At 69.3% G+C, this 23434-nt stretch carries 22 protein-coding genes; 9 read left to right on the top strand and 13 right to left on the bottom strand.

Translation table 11 applies throughout. From position 1 onward, the window contains the following. Window position 1 precedes the first annotated feature (1 nt). Both phnL and phnN read left to right on the top strand, forming a co-directional pair. The gene (phnL, locus tag QPR87_RS00870; protein ID WP_285047715.1) at window positions 2–685 is read left to right on the top strand and encodes a phosphonate C-P lyase system protein PhnL; all 684 of its coding nucleotides are present in this window, start codon (window positions 2–4) and stop codon (window positions 683–685) included. Next, entirely contained in the window at window positions 682–1215 is a 534-nt protein-coding gene (phnN, locus tag QPR87_RS00865) for a phosphonate metabolism protein/1,5-bisphosphokinase (PRPP-forming) PhnN (protein ID WP_011750996.1), read from the top strand. The genes phnL and phnN overlap by 4 nt, the downstream gene beginning before the upstream one ends. Here the strand turns inward: phnN and QPR87_RS00860 are convergent. Next, window positions 1197–1877: a DUF1045 domain-containing protein gene (locus QPR87_RS00860; RefSeq protein ID WP_285047713.1), complete on the bottom strand. Its 681-nt coding sequence runs from the start codon at window positions 1875–1877 to the stop codon at window positions 1197–1199. The genes phnN and QPR87_RS00860 overlap by 19 nt on opposite strands. Before the next feature lie 95 nt (window positions 1878–1972). Between QPR87_RS00860 and QPR87_RS00855 the strand changes: the two genes are divergently transcribed. The 3 genes from QPR87_RS00855 (at window position 1973) to QPR87_RS00845 (ending at window position 4566) form a co-directional block, all read left to right on the top strand. Further along, a complete protein-coding gene (locus QPR87_RS00855) occupies window positions 1973–3115 on the top strand; it encodes an alpha-D-ribose 1-methylphosphonate 5-triphosphate diphosphatase (RefSeq protein WP_285047712.1) in 1143 nt (380 codons plus the stop codon). 103 nt (window positions 3116–3218) lie between these two features. Continuing rightward, window positions 3219–3692 carry a carboxymuconolactone decarboxylase family protein gene (locus QPR87_RS00850; RefSeq protein ID WP_285047710.1) on the top strand — a complete coding sequence of 158 codons (474 nt, stop codon included), beginning with the start codon at window positions 3219–3221 and terminating at the stop codon, window positions 3690–3692. After that, window positions 3682–4566, top strand: a complete 885-nt coding sequence (locus tag QPR87_RS00845; RefSeq protein WP_285047709.1) for a sigma-70 family RNA polymerase sigma factor — start codon at window positions 3682–3684, stop codon at window positions 4564–4566. Before QPR87_RS00850 ends, QPR87_RS00845 begins: the two co-directional genes overlap by 11 nt. On the opposite strand, the gene QPR87_RS00840 is transcribed toward QPR87_RS00845, so the two are convergent. From QPR87_RS00840 to QPR87_RS00820, 5 genes are read right to left on the bottom strand one after another with little or no spacing between them, the layout of a single operon-like run. After that, window positions 4545–5504, bottom strand: a complete 960-nt coding sequence (locus QPR87_RS00840) for an ABC transporter substrate-binding protein (RefSeq protein ID WP_285047707.1) — start codon at window positions 5502–5504, stop codon at window positions 4545–4547. The two genes, QPR87_RS00845 and QPR87_RS00840, sit on opposite strands and share 22 nt — an antisense overlap. Before the next feature lie 18 nt (window positions 5505–5522). Further along, a complete protein-coding gene (locus QPR87_RS00835; RefSeq protein ID WP_104493043.1) occupies window positions 5523–6491 on the bottom strand; it encodes an ABC transporter permease in 969 nt (322 codons plus the stop codon). Beyond that, window positions 6488–7972 carry a sugar ABC transporter ATP-binding protein gene (locus QPR87_RS00830; protein ID WP_285047705.1) on the bottom strand — a complete coding sequence of 495 codons (1485 nt, stop codon included), beginning with the start codon at window positions 7970–7972 and terminating at the stop codon, window positions 6488–6490. The genes QPR87_RS00835 and QPR87_RS00830 overlap by 4 nt, the downstream gene beginning before the upstream one ends. Beyond that, the gene (locus tag QPR87_RS00825) at window positions 7969–9063 is read right to left on the bottom strand and encodes a Gfo/Idh/MocA family protein (protein ID WP_285047704.1); all 1095 of its coding nucleotides are present in this window, start codon (window positions 9061–9063) and stop codon (window positions 7969–7971) included. The genes QPR87_RS00830 and QPR87_RS00825 overlap by 4 nt, the downstream gene beginning before the upstream one ends. Continuing rightward, entirely contained in the window at window positions 9060–10112 is a 1053-nt protein-coding gene (locus QPR87_RS00820) for a sugar phosphate isomerase/epimerase family protein (RefSeq protein ID WP_104493046.1), read from the bottom strand. The genes QPR87_RS00825 and QPR87_RS00820 overlap by 4 nt, the downstream gene beginning before the upstream one ends. A 96-nt stretch (window positions 10113–10208) precedes the next feature. Between QPR87_RS00820 and QPR87_RS00815 the strand changes: the two genes are divergently transcribed. Further along, on the top strand, window positions 10209–11219 hold the full coding sequence (locus QPR87_RS00815) for a LacI family DNA-binding transcriptional regulator (RefSeq protein ID WP_231000820.1): 1011 nt from the start codon (window positions 10209–10211) through the stop codon (window positions 11217–11219). A gap of 66 nt (window positions 11220–11285) precedes the next feature. Here the strand turns inward: QPR87_RS00815 and QPR87_RS00810 are convergent, their stop codons facing one another. Next, a complete protein-coding gene (locus QPR87_RS00810; protein WP_011750985.1) occupies window positions 11286–12653 on the bottom strand; it encodes a dicarboxylate/amino acid:cation symporter in 1368 nt (455 codons plus the stop codon). Between the two features lie 205 nt (window positions 12654–12858). On the opposite strand from QPR87_RS00810, the gene QPR87_RS00805 reads away from it, so the two are divergent. Both QPR87_RS00805 and QPR87_RS00800 read left to right on the top strand, forming a co-directional pair. Beyond that, window positions 12859–14541 carry a sensor histidine kinase gene (locus tag QPR87_RS00805; protein WP_104493048.1) on the top strand — a complete coding sequence of 561 codons (1683 nt, stop codon included), beginning with the start codon at window positions 12859–12861 and terminating at the stop codon, window positions 14539–14541. Next, on the top strand, window positions 14538–15878 hold the full coding sequence (locus tag QPR87_RS00800; RefSeq protein ID WP_285047700.1) for a sigma-54-dependent transcriptional regulator: 1341 nt from the start codon (window positions 14538–14540) through the stop codon (window positions 15876–15878). The genes QPR87_RS00805 and QPR87_RS00800 overlap by 4 nt, the downstream gene beginning before the upstream one ends. Here QPR87_RS00800 and QPR87_RS00795 read toward each other — a convergent pair. From QPR87_RS00795 to QPR87_RS00770, 6 genes are all read right to left on the bottom strand, one after another. After that, window positions 15875–16891, bottom strand: a complete 1017-nt coding sequence (locus QPR87_RS00795) for a nucleotidyltransferase family protein (RefSeq protein WP_285047698.1) — start codon at window positions 16889–16891, stop codon at window positions 15875–15877. The genes QPR87_RS00800 and QPR87_RS00795 overlap by 4 nt on opposite strands. Before the next feature lie 126 nt (window positions 16892–17017). Further along, window positions 17018–17743 (bottom strand): adenosylcobinamide amidohydrolase, encoded by a 726-nt coding sequence (locus QPR87_RS00790; RefSeq protein ID WP_285047697.1) that lies wholly within the window; start codon window positions 17741–17743, stop codon window positions 17018–17020. Between the two features lie 34 nt (window positions 17744–17777). Then, window positions 17778–19166 (bottom strand): dihydrolipoyl dehydrogenase, encoded by a 1389-nt coding sequence (lpdA, locus tag QPR87_RS00785; RefSeq protein ID WP_285047696.1) that lies wholly within the window; start codon window positions 19164–19166, stop codon window positions 17778–17780. Between the two features lie 4 nt (window positions 19167–19170). Beyond that, window positions 19171–20460: a dihydrolipoamide acetyltransferase family protein gene (locus QPR87_RS00780; RefSeq protein WP_285047694.1), complete on the bottom strand. Its 1290-nt coding sequence runs from the start codon at window positions 20458–20460 to the stop codon at window positions 19171–19173. Between the two features lies 1 nt (window position 20461). Continuing rightward, the gene (locus QPR87_RS00775; protein ID WP_011750978.1) at window positions 20462–21478 is read right to left on the bottom strand and encodes an alpha-ketoacid dehydrogenase subunit beta; all 1017 of its coding nucleotides are present in this window, start codon (window positions 21476–21478) and stop codon (window positions 20462–20464) included. 1 nt (window position 21479) lies between these two features. Next, complete coding sequence (locus QPR87_RS00770) at window positions 21480–22733, bottom strand: 3-methyl-2-oxobutanoate dehydrogenase (2-methylpropanoyl-transferring) subunit alpha (RefSeq protein ID WP_011750977.1); 1254 nt, start codon at window positions 22731–22733, stop codon at window positions 21480–21482. A 181-nt stretch (window positions 22734–22914) separates the two neighbouring features. Here QPR87_RS00770 and QPR87_RS00765 point away from each other — a divergent pair, with 181 nt between their 5' ends. Continuing rightward, window positions 22915–23412 carry an Lrp/AsnC family transcriptional regulator gene (locus QPR87_RS00765; RefSeq protein ID WP_011750976.1) on the top strand — a complete coding sequence of 166 codons (498 nt, stop codon included), beginning with the start codon at window positions 22915–22917 and terminating at the stop codon, window positions 23410–23412. Window positions 23413–23434: the final 22 nt, after the last annotated feature.

Below are 23434 nucleotides of genomic sequence, written 5' to 3'. Positions count from 1 at the left end.
CATGATCGAGATCCGGAACCTTTCGAAAAGCTTTACCCTGCACAATCAGGGTGGCGTGGCGATCCCGGTGATGGCGGGTGCGCATCTGCGCGTGGATCGCGGCGAATGCGTCGGGCTGGTCGGCCGCTCGGGCGCCGGCAAGTCGACGCTGATGCGCATGGTCTATGGCAACTACCTGGCCGGGGGCGGGTCGATCCGCATCGGCGGGCTGGATGTGGTCACGGCCGAGCCGCGCGAGATCCTGGCGCTGCGCCGCGCGGTGCTGGGCCATGTCAGCCAGTTCCTGCGCGTCGTGCCGCGCGTGCCGACGCTGGAGGTGGTGGCCGAGCCGCTGTTGCGCCTTGGCACCCCGGCCCCGCAGGCGCGGGCGCGCGCCGCGGATCTGCTGGCGCGGCTGAACATCCCCGAGCGGCTTTGGGCCTTGTCGCCCACCACCTTCTCGGGTGGCGAGCAGCAGCGGGTCAACATCGCGCGCGGCTTTGCCCATGACTATCCGGCGCTGCTGCTGGACGAGCCGACGGCGAGCCTGGACGCGCAGAACCGCGAGGTGGTCCTGTGCCTGATCGAGGAGGCCAAGGCGCGCGGCGCGGCGATCCTGGGCATCTTTCACGACGAGGGCGCGCGAGAACGGGTCTGCGACCGGCTGGTCGACGTGACCGGCTTCACGCCGGGGCTGGCGGCATGAGCCCTCGGCTGGTCGCGGTGGTCGGCCCCTCGGGCGCGGGCAAGGACACGCTGATGGCGCTGGCCTGCGCCGCGCGGCCCGACATCCGCGCCGCCCGCCGCGTCATTACCCGCCCGGCCGAGGCAGGCGGCGAGGATTTCGAGGGCGTCAGCGAGGCCGAATTCCAGAAACGCCAGCAGGCCGGCGCATTCGCCCTGCATTGGCGCGCGCATGGGCTGGGCTACGGCATCCCGGCCGATGCGCTGGCAGGCGAGGGCACGCTGCTGATCAACGCCAGCCGCACCGTGCTGGCCGAGGCGCAGGCGCGCTTTCCCGGCCTGATGGTGCTGCTGGTGACGGCGCCGTCCGAGGTGCTGGCCCGCCGGCTGGCGGGGCGCGGCCGCGAAAGCGGCGCGGATCAGGCGGCGCGGCTGGCGCGGGCGGGCTTTCCCCTGCCGCCCGGTATCGCGCCGCGCGTGGTGATGAACGACGGCACGCCCGAACAGGGGTTGGCGCGTTTCCTCGCCGCGCTTCAGCCGGAAAGGGTATAGCGATGCAGCAGGTGGAAGCGCCCGTCCTCTGCCTCGCCGAAGAGGCACAGCTCCGAGACCTTGAAGGGCTGCGGCAGGACCGGCGCGAAATGCGCATCCAGGATCCGCGCCGCCTCGCCGGCCAGCGGTTCCTCCAGCCGGTCGGTCAGGGTCAGGTGGAAGCGGAATTCCTCCATGACATAGGGATAGCCCCAAAGCCGCAGCAATTCGCGCTGGCGCGGCGTCAGATGCTCGGGGCGGCGGCGGGCGATCTCGGCCTCGGTCAGCGGCGCGCGAAAGCCGTCGAGCGCCGCCACCACCGTCGCTGCCAACGCTTGCAGCGGCGCGGTGTCGCCCTTGGGCACCAGCGCCAGGAAACCGCCCAGGCTCGCCATCTGCAGGCCGGGCAGGGTGACGGGCGCCAGCCGTCCCGCGAGGTCCGTCATGGCGCGGTGCAGCCCTTCGGCATCCCGGTCCTCGGCCAGCCGGAAGGGCGGCTTCAGCGTGCCGTGAAAGCCGTATTTGCGCGGATCGCGGGTGATCTCCGCGGCCGGCAGGCCCAGCTCGGGCGGGGTCAGGGGCTGGCCGGTGGCCGCATCCCAGCCCAGCCAGGCGCTGGCGCGGCTGGCGAATGTGCCCTCGGGCGGGGCGTAATAGACGGCGTAACGCTTCATCATGTCCATGCGCAGGCTCTTATCGGTTCCGTGTCACAGGCTTGTGATACGGCGCTGGCATTGAGCCCCTCCATGGACCCGGACGCAAGACAGGACGAAGAAAGATGACCGAGACGATCCTAGCCAATGCCACGCTTATCCTGCCGGACGAGGTGATCCGCGGCGCGCTGCGCATGGCGGATGGCCGCATCACCGCCATCGACCAGGGCGGCGCAGTGCCCCCCGGCGCGGTGGATTGCGGGGGCGACCTGGTGATGCCGGGCCTGATCGAGCTGCATACCGACAACCTGGAGCGCCATATCCAGCCCCGCCCCAGGGTGCATTGGCCGCATCAGGCGGCGATCCTGGCCCATGACGGCGAACTGGCCGGCACCGGCATCACTACGGTCTTCGATGCGCTGCGCGTCGGTTCGGTCGTGTCGGACGGCAAGGCGAATTACGGCGAATATGCCCGGGCGCTGGCGAACGAGATCCTGGAACTGCGGGCCATGGGCGCGCTGAAGATCAGCCATTACCTGCACTTGCGGGCCGAGGTCTGTTCCGAGACGCTGGTGGCCGAGATGGCGAAATTCGGCCCCCGGGACCGTATCGGCATCGTCAGCCTGATGGACCACACGCCCGGAGAGCGGCAGTTCCGCGACCTCTCGAAGCTCAAGGAGTATGTCTGCGGCAAGCATGGCCTGTCGGACGAGGGCTTTGCCGACCACGTCGCCAGCCAGCGCGCCCTGCGTGATCGGCTGGGCGCGCTGCACGAGGCGACGGCGGTGGCCGAGGCGCGGCGCTATGGCGCGGTGCTGGCCAGCCATGACGACACCACGGCGGGCCAGGTCGCGGTCTCGGCCGGGCATGGCGCGCATTTCGCCGAATTCCCGACCACGGCCGAGGCGGCAAGCGCCTGCCGCGACCACGGCATCCTCGTGATGATGGGCGCGCCGAACCTGATCCGCGGCGGCAGCCATTCCGGCAATGTCGCGGCGGCGGAACTGGCCGAGGCGGGGCTGCTCGACATCCTGTCCTCGGATTACGTGCCCTCGTCGCTGCTGTCGGCGGCGTTGCTTCTGGGCGATCTCTGGGACGACATGGCGCGCGGCATCGCCACCGTGACCCAGGCCCCGGCCGAGGCGACGGGGCTTGGGGATCGCGGCCGGCTGCAGCACGGGATGCGGGCCGACGTGATCCGCGTGGCCCGCATCGGCGGCGGTGCCGCGTTGCGCGGCGCCTGGGTGCAGGGCCGCCGGGTGGCCTGACCGGCGCGCAATCGGGGGAGGGCGTGGATTTTCTTGCGGGGGGATGTCACATTTCCGGCCGTTGTCTCGTCAAGCCCGTGCAACAGTAGAACGGAGCAACCCGATGACACCCCGCATGACCGATCATTTCGACCGCACCAGGACCGGCTATCGCGCGCTGACAGGCTTCGAGGCAGCGTTGCAGGCCGGCCCGCTGGAGCTGAAGCTGCTGCACCTGGTCAAGCTGCGCGCCTCGCAGATCAATGGCTGCGCCTTCTGCATCCAGATGCACACGGCCGAGGCGTTGCAGGACGGCGAGACGCATCTGCGCCTGCACATGGTTGCCGGCTGGCGCGACAGCCCGCTGTTTTCCGACCGCGAGCGCGCCGCGCTGGCCTGGACCGAGGCGCTGACGCTGATCGCCCAGACCGGGGCGCCGGATGCGGATTGGCAGGCGGTCGAGGAGGCCTTTTCCCCGGACGAGCGCGCCTGGCTGACGCTGGCCATCGGCGCGATCAACCTGTGGAACCGGGTGCAGGTCGGCTTGCGTGCCCCGCATGCGATGGGGCTGCCGGCGGAACGGGCCGATGCGGCCTGACCGCGCCACGGAAACCTTTGAGGCGCAGCGGCCCCGTCTGCTGCGCCTGGCCTATCGCATGCTCGGCAGCCATGCCGAGGCCGAGGACATCCTGCAAGAGGCCTGGCTTCGCTGGGACCGCAGCGACCGGGCGGCCATCGCCGAGCCGACGGCATGGCTGACGCGCGTGGTCTCGCGCCTTTGCCTCGACCAGATGAAATCGGCCCGGGCCCGGCGCGAGTCCTATCCCGGCACCTGGCTGCCCGAGCCGCTGATCGAGCCCCAGGACGACAGCCTGCGCGCCGACAACCTGACGCTGACCCTGATGATGGCGCTGGAGCGGCTGACGCCGCTGGAACGCGCCGCCTTCCTGCTGCACGACGTCTTTGGCGAAGGGCTGGACGAGGTCGCGGAAACCATCGGCCGCAGCCCGGCCGCCACGCGCCAGCTTGCGGCGCGGGCGCGGGCGCATGTGCGCATCGACCGGCCCCGCCACGCCGTTCCGAAAGAGGCCGGCGAAGTGCTGGCCCGGGCCTTTTTCGAGGCTTGCCGGCAGGGCGATCCGGCCGTGCTGGGCCGGATCCTCGCGCGCGACGTGCAGGTCCATTCCGATGGCGGCGGCAAGGTGCTGGCCTTCCTCAACGTCATCGCCGGGGCCGAGCGCGTCGCCCGGCTTTATGCCGGGCTGGCGCGCAAGCCCGGCCCGCGGCCCGAATTCCTGGGCGCCGTCACCATCGACGGCCTGCCGGGTTTCCTCAGCCGCGTCGGCGGCCACCTGCAGACCACCGCCTTGCAGATCAGGGACGACGGCCGCATCGCCGCCATCTTCATCACCCGCAACCCCGACAAGCTGGCGGGGCTGCGGCCGGGCCGTCAGAACGGGCTGTCGGGATAATAGAACTGCTCGGCGTTCTCGGGCGTGATGAGTTGGCTGCTGATGATGAAGCGCCCGGTCATCGGCGCGTTCGACACGAAGTTCAGCGCCGTCATCTCGATGGCCGAAGAGATCAGCGCCGGCGGATAGGTCACGTTCACCGGCAGTTGCTTGTCGCCGTCCATGATGCGCTTGACGATCTCTTTCATGCCGGCGCCGCCGATCACCCACATCTCGTCCTGGCGGTTCGCGGCCGAGATCGCCTCGAGCACGCCGATGGCCATGTCGTCGTCGGCGGCCCAGACCGCGTCGATCTGCGGATATTTCGCCAGATAGTCCTGCATCACCGCAAAGGCGTCGTCGCGGTTCCAGTTGCCGTGCTGCATGTCCAGAATCTGGACCTCGGAGCCCTCCAGCGCCGCCCGGAACGCATCGACGCGCTCGTTGTCCAGCGTGGTCGGAATGCCGCGCAGCACCACGACCTTGGCGCCGGCCGGCAGGGTGTCGCGGAAATATTCCCCGGCCACGCGGCCAAAGGCGGTGTTGTCGCCGGCGACGTAAAGGTCCTCGATCCCCTCCTGGCTCAGCCCGCGGTCCACCACGGTCACGAACTTGCCCGCATCCTTGACCGCCTTGACGGGCGCGGTCAGCGGCTCGGATTCGAAGGGCAGCACCACCAGCGCATCGATGTTGCGCGTGGCCATCATGTCCTCGATGTCGTTGACCTGCTTGGCCGGATCGCCGGCGGTGGAGAGCACGAATTCAAGGTTGGGATAGGCCACGCCCAGCCGCTTGATCGTGTCCTGCGCGTGCCAGTTCAGCCCGCCCATGAAACCATGCGTGGCGGACGGGATCGACACGCCGATGATCTTTTTCTCGGCGTCCTGCGCGACGGCGGGGGCGGCGATCCCCATCGCGGCCATCAGCGCGGCGGCTTTCATCAGGCTTCTGCGTTTCATCTTTTGCTTCCTCCCCAGTCACCGCTCCTCGGCGGTGCGTTTCTCCCGCTGCAAGACGACAGCAAGAACGATGATGACCCCCTGGATCGCCCCGTTCAGATAGGGGCTGACCAGGTCGGCCAGATTCAGGATGTTGTCGATCAGCGACAGGATCAGCACGCCGACCACCGTGCCCCAGACCCGGCCGCGCCCGCCCTTGAGCGCGGTGCCGCCGATGATGACGGCGGCGATGGCCTCAAGCTCCCACAGGACCCCGGTCGAGCCCGAGGCCGAGCCGAGGCGCGGCACGTAAAGCACCACCGCCAGCCCGACCAGCACGCCCAGCAGCACATAGGTCAGAAGCCGCATCCGGTTCACGTCGATGGCCGAATAGCGCGCGACGCGGTCGTTCGAGCCGATGGCCTCGACATGGCGGCCAAAGCGGGAATGGCGCATGGTCCATTCGCCAAGGATCGCGACGATGGCAAAGGTGATGATCGGCCATGTGATCCAGCCGATGCCGCCGTAATAGACCGGCCGGTAAAGCGTGCGCAGCCCGTAGTCGAGGCTCAGCGTGCCGCCGTCGGCCAGCCATGTGACCAGCGAGCGGAAAATGCCCATGGTGCCCAGCGTGACGATGAAGGGCTCGATCCGCGCCTTGGTGACCAGCGCGCCGTTCAGGTATCCGGCAAGGACGCCGCCAAGGATCGCCACGCCCATGCCGATCAGGATCGTGCCCCAGTTCAGGCCGGTCGTCGGCAGGGCGGCGTTCATGGCGATGATGGCGATGCCGGCCAGGAAGGCGGCCATCGAGCCCACCGACAGATCCAGCCCGCCCGCCGTGATGACGAAGGTCATGCCCACCGCAATCAGCCCGATGAAGGCCGAGCGCGCCAGCACGTTGGTGATGTTCGCCGGCGCGAGAAAGGCGCTGTTCAGCGCCGCGCCCAGGATCACCAGGGCGACCAAAGCGACAAGCGGGCCAAGGGTATGCAGGTCGATCTTCATGCGGCTTCTCCGGTCACGCCCATGGCAAGGCGGACGATGCTGTCCTCGGTCATGTCTGCGCCGGCCAGTTCGCCGGCCAGCCGCCCCTCGCGCATCACCAGCACGCGGTCGGCAAGGCCGATCACCTCGGTCATCTCGCTGCTGATGACGATCAGGCTGCGGCCCTCGGCGGCAAGCTTGCGGATGAAGGCATAGATCTGCCGCTTGGTGCCCACGTCGATGCCGCGCGTCGGCTCGTCGATGAGAATGATTCCAGGATCAGGAAGCATCACCTTGGCCAACAACAATTTCTGCTGGTTTCCGCCCGACAGCTTTCCTGCCGGCATGTCGCGGCGCGGGGCGCGGATGTCGAATTCCCGCGTGGCGCGTTCCAGCGCCGCATCCTCGGCGCGGGTGTCCAGCCGCCAGCCGCCGAAGCGTTCCAGCGTCGCCAATGTCAGGTTTTCGCGCAGGCCCTTGTCGAGCAGCAGCCCGGCCTCCTTGCGGTCCTCGGTCAGATAGGCGAGGCTGGCGGCAAAGGCGTCGCGCAGGCTGCGGATGGCGACCTCGCGCCCCTCGACCCGGATATTGCCGGTCGAGGGGCGCAACCCGACCAGCCCCTCGGCCAGTTCGGTGCGACCCGAGCCGACAAGGCCGGCGATGCCCAGCACCTCGCCCCGGCGCAGGGTAAAGCTGACGTCGCGGACCCGGCCGGGCACGGTCAGGCCCCGGACCTCCAGCGCCGGCTGGTCGCCCGGCTGACCCTTGGGCGGATAGAAATCCTGCAACTCGCGGCCGACCATGGCGGTCGCCATGCCGTCCTCGGTCAACTCGCCGCGCAGCGCCTGGCGCACGACGCGGCCGTCGCGCAGGACGGTGATGCGGTCGGCCAGATGCGCCACCTCATCCAGCCGGTGCGAGCAGTAGAGGATCGCCACCCCCTCGGCCCGCAGCCGGTCGATCTGGGCGTAAAGCGCGCCGACCTCGCGATGGGTCAGCACGGCGCTGGGTTCGTCCATGATCAGAACCCGCGCCTTGCGCGACAGGGCCTTGGCGATCTCGACCATCTGGCGGTCGGGCACGGACAGGTCGCGGATGCGCGCGTCCGGGTCGATGCGCGTATCCAGCCGCTTGAGCAGCGCGGCGGTCGCGTCCCGCATGGCGGCATGGTCCAGCCGCCAGCCGCCGATCTCGCGACCCAGGAACACATTCGCCGCCACCGTCAGGTCTGAGGCGAGGTTGAATTCCTGGTGGATGACGACGATGCCCTGCGCCTCGGCCTCGGGCCCGCTGGCGAAATGGACGGGCTCGCCGTCCAGCAGGATCTGGCCCGATGTCGGGTCCAGGAACCCGCCCATGATCTTCATGATCGTGGATTTTCCGGCGCCGTTCTCGCCGATCAGGGCATGGACCTCTCCCGGCTCCAGCGCCAGATCGACGCCATGCAGCACCTCGATCGGGCCGAAGCTTTTCGAGACGTTGTCGAGTGCCAGCACGGTCATGGCGCCACCTCGATCCATGCGCCGTCGCGGGCCGAGGATGCCTGCGCGGCGGTGATGAACGCCATGCCCGACAGTCCGACATCCAGCCCCGGCACGCGATCCAGTAAGCTGGAATCTCCATGAATAATATCCGCTATATCATGGTAGAGGTTTGAGAAACCCTCTAGGTAACCCTCGGGGTGCCCCGGCGGGGTGCGCGATGAGGCGCTGCGGTCCTGTGCCCGGGTCAGGATGCGGGCGGGTCCGTCCTTGGGCGACAGGATCAGCCGTTCGGAATCCGAAAGGCGCCATTCCAGCGCGGCCTGCGTGCCAAAGACGCGCAAGGACAGCCCGTTTTCCTGCCCGACGGCGACCTGGCTGACCCAGATCCCGCCCTTGGCGCCCGAGGCGTAGCGCAGCGCGATCCGCGCATCGTCATCGACCGCGCGGCCCGGCACCATGCTGGACAGATCGGCCGACAGGGACGCGGGCGTCTGGCCGGTGACGAATTGCGCCAGCTGCCAGGCATGCGTGCCGATGTCGCCGATGGCGCCGGCACCGGCGCGGGCGGGATCGGTGCGCCATTCGGCCTGCTTGCTGTCGGTTCGGTCGGCCAGCCAGCCTTGCAGATATTCGGCCTGCACCAGCCGGATGTCCCCCAGTGCGCCCTCGGCCACCAGCGCGCGGGCCTCGCGCACCATGGGCATGGCGCAGTAGTTATGCGTCAGGAAGAACCGCGCGCCGCTGGACCGTGCGGCCTCGGCGATCTCGCGCGCCTGTTCCGGCGTCGCCGCCAGCGGCTTGTCGCAGATCACATGGATGCCGGCGCGCAGGAAGGCCGTGGCCGGGGCGGCGTGCAGGTGGTTCGGAGTGACGATGCTGACCGCCTCGATCCCGTCCTCGCGGGCGGCCTCGGCCCGCGCCATCTGGGCGAAGTCGCCATAGCCGCGGATGCCCAACTCGGCAGCGCTGGCGGCCGCGCGCGCGGGGTCCGAGGACAGCGCCCCCGCGACCAGCACGAACCGGCCGTCCATGCGCGCCGCGATGCGGTGGATGGCGCCGATGAAGGCGCCGCTGCCGCCGCCGACCATGCCCAGGCGAACCGGCCTCATAGCCCCAGCGCCCTGTCGATGGCCGTGCGGTCCACACGGCTGGCGGCGAAATCGTCGAAGGCGTGCGGCGTGACCCGGATGATGTGGTCGCGCACGAAACGCGCGCCCTCGCGCGCACCGTCCTCGGGATGCTTCAGCGCGCATTCCCATTCGACCACCGCCCAGCCGTCGAAACCGTATTGCGTCAGCTTCGAGAACACCGTGCCGAAATCCACCTGCCCGTCGCCGGGACTGCGGAAGCGGCCGGCGCGCTCGGCCCAACCCTGATAGCCGCCATAGACCCCCTGCCGGCCAGTCGGACGGAACTCGGCATCCTTGACGTGGAACATGCGGATGCGGTCGCGATAGATGTCGATGTTCTGCAAGTAATCGAGCTGTTGCAGGACGTAGTGCGAAGGATCGTAAAGCATGTTTGCCCGCGCATGGCCGCCCACCCGGTCCAGGAACATCTCGAATGTCACGCCGTCATGCAGATCCTCGCCCGGATGGATCTCATAGCAGATGTCGATGCCGTGCTCTTCGGCCAGGTCCAGCAGCGGGCGCCAGCGCGCGGCCAGCGTGTCGAAGGCGGCCTCGACCAGCCCCGGCGCGCGTTGCGGCCAGGGGTAGAGGTAAGGCCAGGCCAAGGCGCCCGAGAAGGTCGCCATCCGGTCCAGCCCCAGCAGCCGGCTGACGCGGATCGCGCGGGCGACCTGGTCCGTGGCCCATTCCTGCCGCGCGCGGGGATTACCGCGCAGGGCCGGCGGCGCAAAGGCGTCGAAACCGGCGTCATAGGCCGGATGCACGGCGATCAACTGGCCTTGCAGATGGGTGGAAAGCTCGGTCACCTCGACGCCGTTCTGCCGGGCGATGCCCAGGAATTCGTCGCGATAGTCCTGCGATTGCTCGGCACGCTTCAGGTCCAGGATGCGCGGGTCGCTGGTCGGCACCTGCACGCCCAGATAGCCGCAATCGGCCGCCCAGCGGGTGATGCCGTCCCAACTGTCGAAAGGCGCCGTCTCGCCGATGAACTGCGCCAGAAACAGCGCCGGTCCCTTGATGGTCCGCATGATCCCCTCTCTCCCCAAGGGTCAGGCTGCACTGGTCTGCAATCGATTGCAAACATTTTCTTGCACCGCGCCGCGCGGCGCGCGTAACCTTTGGCGATGGAAAGCCGGACCCCGCCCGGACGGGCCAGATTGTCGGATGTCGCGCAGCGCGCGGGCGTGTCGGCCTCGACCGTCAGCCGGGTGCTGTCCAATCCGGGCGTGGTGGCCGAGGCCACGCGCGAGGCGGTGATGCAGGCGGTGGCCGAGACCGGCTATCGTATGAACCACGCTGCGCGAAACCTGCGCAAGCAGCGGACCGGCTGCGTCGTGGCGCTGGTGCCCAACCTGGGCAACCCGTTCTTTGCCAAGATCCTGGACGGCATGGGCCGCGAACTGGCCGGCGCGGGCTACGACCTGCTGGTCGCCGATACGCTGGAGGACAGCGGCCGGCACACGAGGCTTGATCGCTTCCTCGATCCCTCGCGGGCGGACGGGATCATCCTTCTGGACGGGCTCGCACCCTTCGGCGACCTGGCCGGGCGGGCGGACCTGCCGCCGGTGATCACCGCCTGCGAATGGATCGAGGGCGCGGACATGCCCCGCGTCATGCTGGACAATCGCGAGGGCGGGCGGCTGGCCGTGGCGCATTTGCGCGACCTTGGCCACGCGCATATCGGCCTGATCGGCGGCCCGCCCGGCAACGTGCTGCACAAGGCGCGGCGCGAGGGCGCGATGCAGGCGGCGGGGCAGGCGCGGATCACCGAATTTCCCGGCGACTTCACCCTGCAATCCGGTCAGCAGGCGGCTCTGGCCTGGCGGGCGCTGCCGCCGTCCGACCGCCCGACCGGCATCTTCGCCTTTTCCGACGAGATGGCCTGCGCCTTCATGTCGGGGCTTCAGCGCGCCGGGCATCATGTGCCGCGCGACGTCTCGATCGTCGGCTTCGACGATATCGAGCTGGTGTCGCACCTGGCCCCGGCGCTGACCACGATCCGCCAGCCCAAGCGCGAGATCGGCCGCAAGGCGGCGCGGATCGTGCTGGACCGCATCTCGGGGCGCGAGATCCCGGCCGTGACCCTGCTGGAGCCGCGGCTGATGGAACGCGAAACGACGGCGCCGCCGCCCTGAACGAAAAAGGGCGCCCGCGGCGGGGCGCCCTTGTCGCAATCGTGAGGGGTCGCAATCGTGCGGGGGTCAGTCGGCGCTGGCCTCGTTCAGGCGCAGCCCGGCGGGGGCGCCGTGCAGGTCGTGGATCGGGGCGACCTCACCCCCGGCCTCGCCGCCCAGCACGCGGTCGAACTGCTCGCGGTCCAGCGCGCCTTCCCAGCGGCTGACGACGACGGTCGCCACCGCATTGCCGATGAAGTTGGTGATCGAGCGGCATTCCGACATGAAGCGGTCCACGCCCAGGATCAGCGCCATGCCGGCGACCGGCACGGTCGGCACCACCGAAAGCGTTGCGGCCAGGGTGATGAAGCCCGCGCCGGTCACGCCCGCCGCACCCTTCGACGACAGCATGGCGACGAGCAGCAGCAGGATCTGCTGTTGCAGCGTCAGGTCGGTATTCGTCGCCTGGGCGATGAACAGCGCGGCCAGCGTCATGTAGATGTTGGTGCCGTCTAGGTTGAAGCTGTAGCCGGTGGGCACGACCAGCCCGACGACCGAGCGCTTGCAGCCGGCCTTCTCCATCTTTTCCATCAGCGAGGGCAGCGCCGATTCCGAGGAAGAGGTGCCCAGCACCAGCAGGATCTCGGCCTTGAGATAGGAAATCAGCCGGAAGATCGAAAAGCCGTTGAGCATGCAGACCGTGCCCAGGACCACGATGACGAACAGGGCCGAGGTCAGGTAGAAGGTGCCGACCAGCGTCGCCAGGTTCACCACCGAGGCGATGCCGTATTTGCCGATGGTGAAGGCGAAGGCGCCGAAGGCGCCGATGGGCGCGGCCTTCATCAGGATATCCACCATGCGGAAGACGGCATGGCTGATCGCCTCGAACAGCGCGACGACCGGCTTGCCCTTGTCGCCGATCAGGATCAGGCCGATGCCGAACAGGATGGCGACGAACAGCACTTGCAGGATGTTGCCGTCGACGAAGGCCGAGGTGATCGTGGACGGGATGATGTCCATGACAAAGCCGGTCAGCGACGATTCATGCGCCTTGCTGGCATAGTCGGCGACCTTGCTGGCATCCAGCGACGCCGGGTCGATGTTCATGCCGGCGCCGGGGCGGATGACGTTGGCGGTGATCAGCCCGACCACCAGCGCCAGCGTCGAGAAGGTCAGGAAATAGCCGAAGGCCTTGCCGACGACCGAGCCCACGCCCTTGAGCGTGCCCATCCCGGCCAGCCCGGTGACGATGGTCAGGAAGATGACCGGGGCGATGATCATCTTGACCAGTTTGATGAAGGCATCGCCCAGGGGTTTCAGCGCCTCGCCGGTCTCGGGATAAAAGTGCCCGATCAGCGCGCCGGCGACGATGGCGCAAAGAACCTGGAAATAAAGATGCCTGTAAAAGGGTCGCGGTGCGTGAGCGACCGGCGCGGCCGTGGTGTCGATGTGCATGGGGCCTCCTCCAACCTGCGTATGACGGTGATGTGACCGCCATGATAAATTCGCGGGCCGTGGCGCCCAAAAACCCGGCGCATGACGGCATTGCGTTGTAATCATGGCTTTTTTCTCAAAACCATCGGGTTGATCTGTGTGGTTTCCCGCACAGGTCCGATCTGCTAGTGTGGAAATCCGCACGAACCCGTCCGCAAGGAAAGCCATGGCCGCTACAATCGATTCGCAAGGCGAGGGCTCGCGTCCCATGCTACGGCGGCTGATGGTCGCGGCGGCCGTGGCGCTGGCCATGCTGGCGGCGCTGGCGCTGACCTTTCGGCTGGCCCATGACAATGCCGCCCGCGCCCTGACCGAGCGGCTGGCGGTCAGCGCGCAAAGCCGGGTGCAGACGCTGGAAAGCGTGCTGGCCAAGCAGCGCGCCGTGGCGACGGTGCTGGCCGACGATGCCGCCGTGCTTCAGGCGCTGGCCCAGCCGTCGCAGGCCAACGTCTCGCGCGTGTCGCAAAAGCTGGAGCGGCTGCAGGAACAGACCAGCAGCGCGGTGATCTATCTGCTGAACCGCGACGGCGTGGCCGTCGCCGCCTCGAACTGGCACGATCCCGACAGTTTCGTCGGCTCGGACTACAGCTTCCGCAGCTATTTCAGCGATGCGCTGCTCAGGGGCGAGGCGACGCAATTCGCGCTTGGCACCGTCAGCAAGCGGCCGGGACTTTACCTGTCCCACGACGTGCCGTCCGGGGACGGACCCCTGGGCGTCATCGTGGTGAAGGTAGAGTTCGACGCGATGGAGCAGGGCTGGGCCCGGGCGGCCGAGACCACGCTGGTCACCGACGCCACCGGGCAGGTGATCCTGGCAAGCCGGCCCGGGTTGCGCTTTGCGCCGCTGCCGCCGGTCGGTGCCGGGCAGGTCTCGGCCCGGCGCGAGGTGCCGGGGGCGGGTTGGGAGCTGTGGATCCACGCGCCGGGGGCCGAGGCGGTGCGGGCGGGGCTGCTGGCCGCCGGGACGGTCGGCTTCCTGTTCACGCTGCTGCTGGCCGGTGGGGTTTCGGCGGCGCGCGCCCGCACCCGCGCCACCCGCCGCATCGAGGCCGAGCGCCGCTATCGCGCCGATCTGGAGCGCGCCGTGGCCGAGCGCACCCGCGACCTGTCCGACGAGATGCGCGAGCGCCGCGCGGCCGAGCAGCGGCTGGCACAGTTGCAGGGCGAGATGGTGCAGGCCAACAAGCTGGCGACGCTGGGCCAGATCACCGCCGGCGTCGCGCATGAGGTGAACACGCCGCTGGCTACCATCCGCCTGCTGGCCGAGAACGGCCGGCACATGCTGCCCGAGGACGCCCCCGATCTGGATCGCAACCTGGCCCAGATCCTGCGCATGACCGACCGCATCGCGCAGATCACCACCGAGTTGCGCGGCTTTGCCCGCAAGGCCACGGGCGAGCTGGGTCCGGTGCCGCTCAAGGATGCGCTGGACGCGGCGCTGCTGCTGACCGCCAGCCGGCGGCGGGCGCAGGACATCCGCCTGACCCTGCCCCAGATCCCGCCCGGCCTGCGGGTCATGGCCGAGACGGTGCGGCTGGAACAGATCCTGGTGAACCTGATCCAGAACGCGCAAGAGGCGCTGGAGGGCCGGCCCGACCCGGAAATCCGCATTACCTTGCGGGACGGGCCGGTGCTGCGGCTCAGCATCTCGGACAACGGGCCGGGGCTTTCGCCGCGGATCGCGGCCAATCTTTTCACCCCCTTTGCCACCAGCAAGCCCGAGGGGCTGGGCCTGGGCCTGGTGATCTCGCAAGAGATCGCGCGGGATTTCGGCGGCAGCCTCACGGCCGAGCCGTCGCGTGCCGGCGAGGGTGCGACCTTCCACCTTGACCTGCCGAAAGCCGCATGACCGCCGCCCCCGCCGCCCCGCTCGTCCGTCTTGTCGACGACGATCCCGACCTGCTCGATGCGCAGATGCAGGCGCTGCATCTGGCGGGCTTTCGCGGCGAAGCCTTCACCGACCCGGCCGAGGCATTGGCCGGCCTTGGCCCCGACTGGCCCGGCGTGGTGCTGTCGGACGTGCGCATGCCGGGCATGGACGGGTTCCAGCTGTTCGAGCGCATCCATGCGCTGGACCCCGACCTGCCGGTGATCCTGCTGACCGGGCATGGCGACGTGCCGATGGCGGTCGCGGCGCTGAAACAGGGCGTCTACGACTTCCTGGCCAAGCCGGCCGGCGGCGGGACGCTGGCGGCGGCGCTGGCGCGCGCGGCCTCCAGCCGGGCGCTGGTGCTGGAAAACCGCGCCCTGCGCCGCCAGCAACAGGACAGCGCCGTGCGCGAGACCCGGCTGATCGGGCAAAGCCCGGTCATGCAGCACCTGCGCGAAACCGTCGCGCGGGTGGCCGAGGCGGGGGGCGACGTGCTGATCCTCGGCCCCGGCGGCTCGGGCAAGGAAACCGTCGCCCGCGCCATTCACCGCCAGAGCCCGCGCCGCGCCCGCGCCTTCGTCCATGTCGCCTGCGCCGCGCTGGACGAGGCGCGCTTCGAGGCCGAGATGCTGGGCACCGAGCCGCAGGGCCGCAACCCGCGCACGCCCGGCCGGCTGGAGGCCGCCCATCGCGGCACGCTGTATCTCGACGAGATCGACGCGCTCGCCCCCGCGCTGCAAGCCCGCCTGCTGGCGCTGATCGAGGCGCGCGAGATCCAGCCGTCCGGCACCGCCGCGCCCCGGCCGCTGGACCTGCGCATCATTGCCTCAAGCCGCGCCGATCTGGAACGGTTGATGCGCGAGGGGGCATTTCGCAGCGACCTTTATTACCGGCTGTCGGGGGCCGTCCTGTCCCTGCCGCCGCTGGCCGAGCGGCGCGAGGACATTCCCGAACTGTTCCGGCATTTCCTGCTGGCGGTGGCGTTGCGGCTGGACCTGCCGGTGGCGCCGGTCACCGGGGCGGTCAAGGCGCGGCTGGCCGGTCATGGCTGGCCCGGCAACCTGCGCGAATTGCGGCAGTTCGCCGAAAGCCACGCGCTGGGGCTGACGCCCTTCGATCCGCCGGCCGGTGGCGGCGATGCGCCGGGCCTTTCGGATCTGGTCGCGGAATACGAGGCCGAGCTGATCCGCGAGGCGCTGCGGCTGGCGCAGGGCAATGCCACCCAGGCGATGGCCCGGCTGCGCCTGCCGCGCAAGACCTTCTACGACAAGCTGGCGCGGCACGGCATCAAGCCCGCCGATTTCCGCCCCGGCTAAAGCGCCTCCAGCCGGTCGCGCAGATGCGGCATCCGCTCCAGCGTCGCGGCCAGCCGCGTGCGCCAGGACGGGCCTTGCTCCATGGCCGTCTCATAGGCGTCGCGCAGCTCGTCGGGCCGCTCCTCGGCCAGCGCCTCGATCAGGAATTCGGCCTGCGCCCGGTCCTTGCGCGCCTTCAGCGCCTCCGGCCCCTCGCGCCGGCGGTCGGCGACGATCAGCTTGTGGATGGCATAGCGCTCGGGGCGCGGCACTTGGATCAGGAAACCGGCGCGGTAAAGCAGCGGCACCCGGATCGGATCGGCGATCAGGAAGTTCAGGTAATGCAGGCTCTGCGCCGAGACGCCAAGCGCCGGCAGGTCGCGCAGCCCCTCGGTTCCGTCGAAGCAGGGGGTCAGGAACTCGACCAGCGTCTGCTGCTCGCCCTGGCGCCAGCGCCAGACCCGCTGCCCCTCGACCGAGGGCAGGGGGGCAAAGCGCAGGTCGCGGAACACCTCGGCCAGCGGCTCGGTCACCCGGTCGCCCAGCACCAGCGACAGCCGCTCGAAACTGGCGATGTCGATATCGTCGGTCATCGCGGTATGGTCGAAGCCGATGCGGAGGCCCAATTCGCCTTCGTAGCAGCGGAACGCCTGGGTGCCGACCAGCGTGCCGCCCAGGCGGAACACCCCCGCCCGCGCCATGGCCGAGATCACCTGTCCCGAGCCGCGATCCGTCATCAGGCAACCCTCGGCCCGCAGGATGCGCATCAGGCGCGAGCGTTCGCGCTGGCTTTGCTTCTCGGCCTCGCGCAGGCTTTCCAGCCGGCCCAGGCGCGCGCGCAACTCCTCGCCATCCTCGCCGATATAGCGGTCGACGGTGCGGTCGCCGATGCGGAAATGGTCATACCAGTAGGCCCTTTGCCCGACCTTCTTCAGCCGCGGCACGCCGCGCAGCTCGCTGACCGCCGCATCCTTGAGATGCCGCAGAAGATCGGTCCAGGCCGCCACCGCCACTGGCGAAAGATGCTGCGCCATAAGGAATACCCCACGGATTTTTTCCCGTGGGGCAGAATAATGCCCCAGAGCCTACCCCACAAGGAAATATTTGTGGGGTAAAATTGCCGGAGAACCGCCGCCCCATCTTCTTCGTTCTTCAAATACTCATGAATCGGCGCAGCCTGGCACCGCCAAACCCGGCTCGGCGCCGTGCTCGGCGACCCAGGCCAAGGCCCCGGCCAATACCGCATCATGGACTGCGGCACCGATGGCCTCGCCCAGGGCGGTATGCAACCCGGCGAATGCCACGCCGCCCGCATCGCAGGCCACCGCGATGCAATCGGTGCCGGTGCCGGTCGCGCGGCCCGTCGGCAAGTCGATCCCGGCGGCGATCACGGCGGCGGTGCGGGCCTCGGCCACGATGCTCAGCGCCTCGATCATCGCGGCATCGGTCAGCCCGTCCTCGACCAGCAGGGCGATGTTGATCGTGCCATGGCCGCGCGGCTGCACCATGCGGCGCCGGCCCACCCGCTCGGCATTGCCCAGGCCGACGGTGGCGAGGCAGGCCACGGGCCCGGCATGGGCCAGCCGATGATGGCGCAAGGCGCGCGAGGTCATCATGCCCACGTCCCCGCCATGGCCGATCCGCGCCATCTCGGCCCCCAGCCAGCCCATTGCATCCAGCTTGGGGGTCAGGTCGGCATCGCGAACCTGGCGGATCAGGATATGCCGCGCGCTGCGAAAGCCGGGGCGATGCGGGGCAAAGGACAGCACCCGCCGCACCCGCCCCAGATCGGCCACCAGCCAGGGCGGGGCCAGCGTGACCCGCAAATCCGTCCGTTCCACCGCCATCGCCCGCCCCTTGCCCTGCGCCGGCACGGTTTGCGCCATCGCAGGGCGGCGATCAATGCCCGGCGGCCCTTCTTCAGATATGCAAGGCGTGGCCAAGCGCGCGCAGGCAGGCCTCGTGCAGCGCCTCGCCGTGGGTCGGGTGGGCGTGGATGGTGCCGGCGATGTCCTCCAGGCGTGCGCCCATCTCCAGCGCCAGCGCAAAGCCGCCGGCCATTTCGGCCACGCCGGCGCCGACCGCCTGGATGCCCAGCACCTCATGCGTGCCGGGACGGGCGGTAACGCGGATGAAGCCCGCCTCGTCACCCGCCGTCATCGCCCGGCCGTTCGCGGCAAAGGGGAAGAGGCCGGTCACGACCTCGCGCCCCGCCGCTGCCGCTTCCTCGGGGGAAATGCCGACGCTGACGATCTCGGGGTCGGTAAAGCAGACCGCCGGGATGGCGCGCTTGTCCCAGGCGCGGGGCTGGCCCGCGACCAGTTCGGCCACCATCTCGCCCTGGGCCATGGCGCGATGGGCCAGCATCGGCTCGCCGGTCACGTCGCCGATGGCCAGCACGCCGGTCATCGAGGTCCGGCAGCGCTCGTCGATGCGGATGAAGGGGCCGGCCATGTCCAGCCGCAGCCCGTCCACCCCCGCCGCGGTCGCGCGCGGGCGGCGGCCGACGGTCACCAGCACCTTGTCGGCCTGGATGTCCTCGGCGCCGTCCACGCCGGCGACGCGCAGCGCGCCGCCGTCCGACAGCCCGCCGGCCCGTGCCCCGGTCAGCACCCGGATGCCCAACTGGGTCAGGCGCTGCGCCACCGGGCGCGTCAGCTCGGCATCGTATTGCGGCAGGATGCGCGGCGCGGCCTCGACCACCGTCACCTCGGCGCCCAGCTTGGCATAGGCGATGCCCAGTTCCAGCCCGATATAGCCGCCGCCGACCACGGCGAGGCGACCCGGCACCTCGGTCAACGCCAGCGCATCGGTCGAGGAGATCACCTTGCCGCCAAAGGGCAGGGCGGGCAGTTCGATCGGCTCCGAGCCGGTGGCCAGCACCAGCACCTCGGTGCGGATCTGCACCGGGCCTTCCGGGGTCTCGACCAGCACGGTCTTGCCGTCGCGGATGCTGGCCCGGCCGGTGACCAGCCGCACCTTGGCCTTGCGCAGCAGCGTGGCGACGCCGCCGGTCAGCCGTTCGACGATGCCGTCCTTCCAGGCCATGGTGGCGCCCAGGTCCAGCCGGGCGGGACCGGCCGATATCCCCATCGATGGCGTCGAGGAAAGCTGTGCAAGCCGATGAAATTCATCGGCCGCATGGATCAGCGCCTTGGAGGGGATGCAGCCCACGTTGAGGCAGGTTCCCCCGGGCGGCGCGGCATCGACCACCACCGTGTCGACGCCAAGCTGGCCGGCGCGGATGGCGCAGACATAGCCGCCGGGACCGGCGCCGATGACCAGCAGCCTGCATTGGATCTCGCGCATTCGCTCAGCCCTCCACGAAGATCAGCGCCGGGGTTTCCAGCAGCTCTTTCAGCCGCGCCACGAAGACGGCGGCGTCCCAGCCGTCGATCACCCGGTGGTCGAAGCTGCACGACAGGTTCATCATCTTGCGCGGCTCGAAGGCAGCGCCGTTCCAGAACGGCCTGACCGCCAGCCGGTTGACGCCGACGATGGCGACCTCGGGCACGTTCAGGATCGGGGTCGAGGCGATGGCGCCCAGCGGTCCCAGCGAGGTGATGGTGATGGTCGAGCCGGAAAGCTCGTCGCGCTTGGCCGTGCCTTCCTTGGCGGCATTGCCGATGCGCGAGATCTCGGCCGCGGTCGAGCGCAGGTCCAGCGCCTCGGCATGGCGGACCACCGGCACCATCAGCCCGTTCGGGGTCTGTGCCGCGATGCCCAGATGCACCCCGCCGAAGCGGCGGATCAGTTGCGCCTCGGCGTCGTAATGCGCGTTCATCAGCGGCTGTTCATGCACGGCGCGCACGATGGCGCGGGCGATGAAGGGCAGCAGCGTCAGCCGCACCGCCTTGCCTTGCGCATTCATCCGGCCGCGCAGATCCTCGACCGCCGTGGCGTCGATCTCCTCGACGATGGTGATCTGCGGGATGCTGTTCGCGGCCTGCATCCGCTCGGCGATCTTGCGGCGCAGGCCGATGACGCGGATCTCCTCGACCGAGCCGTCGGGTTGCGGACCCGAGGGGGCCGGGATGCCGCCCGAGGCGATGAAGGCGTCCAGATCCTCATGCCCGATGCGGCCGGCCGGACCCGAACCGCGCACCAGCCGCAGGTCCACCCCGGCCTCGCGCGCCCGCGCCCGGACGGCGGGCGAGGCGATGGGCCTTTCGCCCTCGGGGCGCAGGGGTGCGGAGGCCGCGGCGGCGGGCCGCGCAGGCGGCGCCGGTTCGGGCTGCGGTTCCGGTTTCGGCGCGGGGGGCGCCTCGGGGGCGGGTTCGGCTGCCGGGGTTTCGGCCTTCGGTGCCGGTTCCGGCGCCTTGGCTTCGGCCGGGGCTGCGTCGCCCGCGACATTGCCCGGCCCGTCCACCTCCAGCCGGATCAGTTCGGCGCCGACGGCGATCACGTCGCCGGGCGCCCCGGCCTGCCAGACCACCGTGCCGGTGACCGGGCTCGGGATCTCGACCGTGGCCTTGTCGGTCATGACCGCGACCATCGGGTCGTCCTCGCGCAGGACATCGCCGGGCTTGACCAGCCATTCCGAGATCTCGGCCTCGGCAATGCCTTCGCCGATATCGGGCATGCGGATTGCGTGAATACCCATCTCAGGCCACCTCGACCAGTTGACGCAATGCCTCGGCCACCCGTGCGGGGCCGGGGAAATAGCTCCATTCATGCGTGTGCGGATAGGGCGTATCCCAGCCCGCCACGCGCCGGACCGGCGCTTCCAGATGCCAGAAGCACTCGGCCTGCACCAGTGCTGCCAGCTCTGCGCCATAGCCCGAGGTCAGCGTCGCCTCGTGCAGCACCAGGCAGCGGCCGGTCTTGTTGACCGAGGCCACGATGGCCTCCATGTCCAGTGGCAGCAGGGTGCGCAGGTCGATCACCTCGGCATCGACGCCGGATTCCTCGGCCGCGGCCAGCGCGACATGGACCATGGTGCCATAGGTCAGCACCGTGGCCGCCCGGCCCTGGCGGCGCAGCACCGCCTTGCCCAGCGGCACCGTGTAATGCCCCTCGGGCACCTCGCCCATCTCATGGCTTTTCCAGGCCGTCACCGGCCGGTCGTGATGGCCGTCGAAGGGACCGTTGTAGAGCCGCTTCGGCTCCATGAAGATCACCGGATCGGGATCCTCGATGGCGGCGAGCAGCAGGCCCTTGGCATCCCTCGGGTTCGAGGGCACCACGGTCTTCAGGCCCGTCACATGGGTGAGCAGCGCCTCGGGTGACTGGCTGTGGGTCTGGCCGCCGAAGATGCCGCCGCCCGTGGGCATCCTGATCACCATCGGGCAGGTGAACTGCCCGGCCGAGCGATAGCGCAACCGCGCCGCCTCGGACACGATCTGGTCATAGGCGGGATACATGTAGTCGGCGAACTGGATCTCGACCACCGGCTTCAGCCCGTATGCGGCCATGCCGATCCCGGCGCCGACGATGCCGGATTCGTTGATCGGCGTATCGAAGCAGCGGGTCTTGCCGTATTTCGCCTGCAAGCCGGCGGTGCAGCGGAAGACGCCGCCGAAATAGCCCACGTCCTCGCCGAAGACCACGACGGAGGGGTCGGCGCCCATGGCCACGTCCAGCGCGTCGCGGATGGCCTCGATCATCGTCATGCGTGCCATGTCAGAACCCCGCCTCGTGACGTTGCTTCAGAAGATGTGGCGGCATCTCGGCATAGACATCCTCGAACATGTCGGCCGGGCTGGGGTGCTGGCCGTGGTGCAGCGTGCCGATGGCCTCGGCGCGCTTCTGCTGCTCGGTGATCTCGGCCAGGATCTCGGCCTCGGCCTGGGCGTGGCGGTCGTCGCTCCAGATGCCAAGCGCGATCAGGTGGTTCTTGAGCCGCAGGATCGGGTCGCCGAGCGGCCAGGCCGTGCTTTCCTCGGCCGGGCGATAGGCCGAGGGGTCGTCCGAGGTCGAATGCCCGCCGGCGCGATAGGTGACGTATTCGATCAGCGTCGGGCCGAGGTTGCGCCGGGCGCGCTCTGCCGCCCATTTCGCCACTGCCAGCACCGCCAGATAGTCGTTGCCGTCCACCCGCAGCGAGGGGATGCCGAAGCCGTGCCCGCGTGCTGCGAAAGTGCCTGAGCCTCCGCGCGCAATACCTTGAAAAGTCGAGATAGCCCATTGATTGTTGACGATGTTCAAGACCACCGGCGCCTTGTAGGTCGAGGCGAAGACCAGCGCGGCGTGGAAATCGCTTTCCGCCGTCGAGCCGTCGCCGATCCAGGCCGCCGAGATCTTGCGGTCGCCCGAGATCGCCGAGGCCATCCCCCAGCCCACCGCCTGGATGAACTGGGTGGCGAGGTTGCCCGAGATGGTGAAGAAACCGTGCTCGCGCGAGGAATAGCAGACCGGCAGCTGCCGGCCGCGCATCGGGTCCTCGGAATTGGAGAAGATCTGGTTCATCATCGCGCTGAGCGGATAGCCGGCGGCGATCAGCAGCCCGGCCTGGCGATAGGTCGGGAAGTTCATGTCCCCCGGCGCCAGAGCGCGCTGGAAGGCGCAGGAGATCGCCTCTTCGCCCAGGTGCTGCATGTAGAAGCTGGTCTTCTGCTGGCGCTGCGCGTTCAGCATCCGCGCATCATAGATGCGCAGCGTCATCATGTGGCGCAGCCCTTCCAGCAGGTCCTCGGGGGTGATGTCCAGCGCCTCGGCCCAGGGGCCCACCGCCTGTCCCTCGCGGTTCAGCACCCGGATGATGGTGAATGCCAGGTCGCGGATCTCTTCGGGATCGACGTCGACCGGCGGCCGGCGCACCGTGCCCGCCCGCGGGATCGCCACATGCGAGAAATCCGGCTGCCCGCCGGGCCGGACCTCGGGCTCCGGCACGGCAAGGCTCAGCGGCGGATATTCGTTCGGGTCTGGTGTCTCCATCGGCATCTCCTCTTGCCTTGGTAACCGATCAGGGGCGTGCGCAGTCCGACCGGGCGGATATCGGGCGTTCCATCTCGCTCCTCCAAGGCGGATGATGCCACAGATCGCCGCAAAATCTCCTTTCTTTATTTCCCGCTACCAGCCAAAATGCAAAAGATTCTTCTGGCAATATCGGAACAGCATGAGCGGATCTTCTGCCACACGCCAACTTGACGCGATCGACCTCAGGATCTTGCGGGCGCTGAGTCGCGACGGCCGGCTGTCGAACAGCCAGCTTGCCGAAAAGGTCGGCCTGTCGCCCAGCCCCTGCTGGCAGCGCACCCGTAGGCTGGAGGCCGAGGGCGTCATCAAGGGCTACAGCGCCATCCTGGACCAGACGCGTCTCGGCGCCGCCGAAACCGTCATCATCGAGATCACGCTGGAGCGGCACGACGACAAGGTGCTGGAGGAATTCGGCCGCGCCATGTCCGCCATCCCCGAGGTGCAGGAGGTCTGGCTGACCACCGGCGAATACGACTATCTGCTGAAGGTCGCGGTCAGCGGCACCCGCGGATACGAGGAGTTCCTGCGCCACAAGCTCTATCGCGTGCCGGGCATCCGCAACGCCCGCTCGATCTTTACCCTGCGCTGCCTGAAGGAACGGGGCAGCATCCTGCCGCTGCTGGCCGAAACGGAGTGAGCCGGGGGCCGGGGGATCTGCA

Origin of the sequence: Paracoccus sp. SSJ (assembly GCF_030234105.1) — a bacterium.
In the GTDB taxonomy this organism is placed as follows: domain Bacteria; phylum Pseudomonadota; class Alphaproteobacteria; order Rhodobacterales; family Rhodobacteraceae; genus Paracoccus; species Paracoccus denitrificans.
This window is presented reverse-complemented; position numbering and strand designations above follow the sequence as displayed.

Excerpts from the sequence above, each read along its gene's own strand:
- QPR87_RS00815 (WP_231000820.1), top strand. The coding sequence starts at position 10,209 with ATGGAAAGCCGGACCCCGCCCGGACGGGCCAGATTGTCGGATGTCGCG.
- QPR87_RS00825 (WP_285047704.1), bottom strand. The coding sequence starts at position 9,063 with ATGAGGCCGGTTCGCCTGGGCATGGTCGGCGGCGGCAGCGGCGCCTTC.
- lpdA (WP_285047696.1), bottom strand. The coding sequence starts at position 19,166 with ATGCGCGAGATCCAATGCAGGCTGCTGGTCATCGGCGCCGGTCCCGGC.
- QPR87_RS00805 (WP_104493048.1), top strand. The coding sequence starts at position 12,859 with ATGGCCGCTACAATCGATTCGCAAGGCGAGGGCTCGCGTCCCATGCTA.
- QPR87_RS00810 (WP_011750985.1), bottom strand. The coding sequence starts at position 12,653 with ATGCACATCGACACCACGGCCGCGCCGGTCGCTCACGCACCGCGACCC.
- QPR87_RS00840 (WP_285047707.1), bottom strand. The coding sequence starts at position 5,504 with ATGAAACGCAGAAGCCTGATGAAAGCCGCCGCGCTGATGGCCGCGATG.
- QPR87_RS00830 (WP_285047705.1), bottom strand. The coding sequence starts at position 7,972 with ATGACCGTGCTGGCACTCGACAACGTCTCGAAAAGCTTCGGCCCGATC.
- QPR87_RS00800 (WP_285047700.1), top strand. The coding sequence starts at position 14,538 with ATGACCGCCGCCCCCGCCGCCCCGCTCGTCCGTCTTGTCGACGACGAT.
- QPR87_RS00780 (WP_285047694.1), bottom strand. The coding sequence starts at position 20,460 with ATGGGTATTCACGCAATCCGCATGCCCGATATCGGCGAAGGCATTGCC.
- QPR87_RS00765 (WP_011750976.1), top strand. The coding sequence starts at position 22,915 with ATGAGCGGATCTTCTGCCACACGCCAACTTGACGCGATCGACCTCAGG.
- QPR87_RS00845 (WP_285047709.1), top strand. The coding sequence starts at position 3,682 with ATGCGGCCTGACCGCGCCACGGAAACCTTTGAGGCGCAGCGGCCCCGT.
- QPR87_RS00790 (WP_285047697.1), bottom strand. The coding sequence starts at position 17,743 with ATGGCGCAAACCGTGCCGGCGCAGGGCAAGGGGCGGGCGATGGCGGTG.
- QPR87_RS00770 (WP_011750977.1), bottom strand. The coding sequence starts at position 22,733 with ATGGAGACACCAGACCCGAACGAATATCCGCCGCTGAGCCTTGCCGTG.
- QPR87_RS00850 (WP_285047710.1), top strand. The coding sequence starts at position 3,219 with ATGACACCCCGCATGACCGATCATTTCGACCGCACCAGGACCGGCTAT.
- phnN (WP_011750996.1), top strand. The coding sequence starts at position 682 with ATGAGCCCTCGGCTGGTCGCGGTGGTCGGCCCCTCGGGCGCGGGCAAG.
- QPR87_RS00855 (WP_285047712.1), top strand. The coding sequence starts at position 1,973 with ATGACCGAGACGATCCTAGCCAATGCCACGCTTATCCTGCCGGACGAG.
- QPR87_RS00795 (WP_285047698.1), bottom strand. The coding sequence starts at position 16,891 with ATGGCGCAGCATCTTTCGCCAGTGGCGGTGGCGGCCTGGACCGATCTT.
- QPR87_RS00820 (WP_104493046.1), bottom strand. The coding sequence starts at position 10,112 with ATGCGGACCATCAAGGGACCGGCGCTGTTTCTGGCGCAGTTCATCGGC.
- QPR87_RS00835 (WP_104493043.1), bottom strand. The coding sequence starts at position 6,491 with ATGAAGATCGACCTGCATACCCTTGGCCCGCTTGTCGCTTTGGTCGCC.
- phnL (WP_285047715.1), top strand. The coding sequence starts at position 2 with ATGATCGAGATCCGGAACCTTTCGAAAAGCTTTACCCTGCACAATCAG.
- QPR87_RS00775 (WP_011750978.1), bottom strand. The coding sequence starts at position 21,478 with ATGGCACGCATGACGATGATCGAGGCCATCCGCGACGCGCTGGACGTG.
- QPR87_RS00860 (WP_285047713.1), bottom strand. The coding sequence starts at position 1,877 with ATGGACATGATGAAGCGTTACGCCGTCTATTACGCCCCGCCCGAGGGC.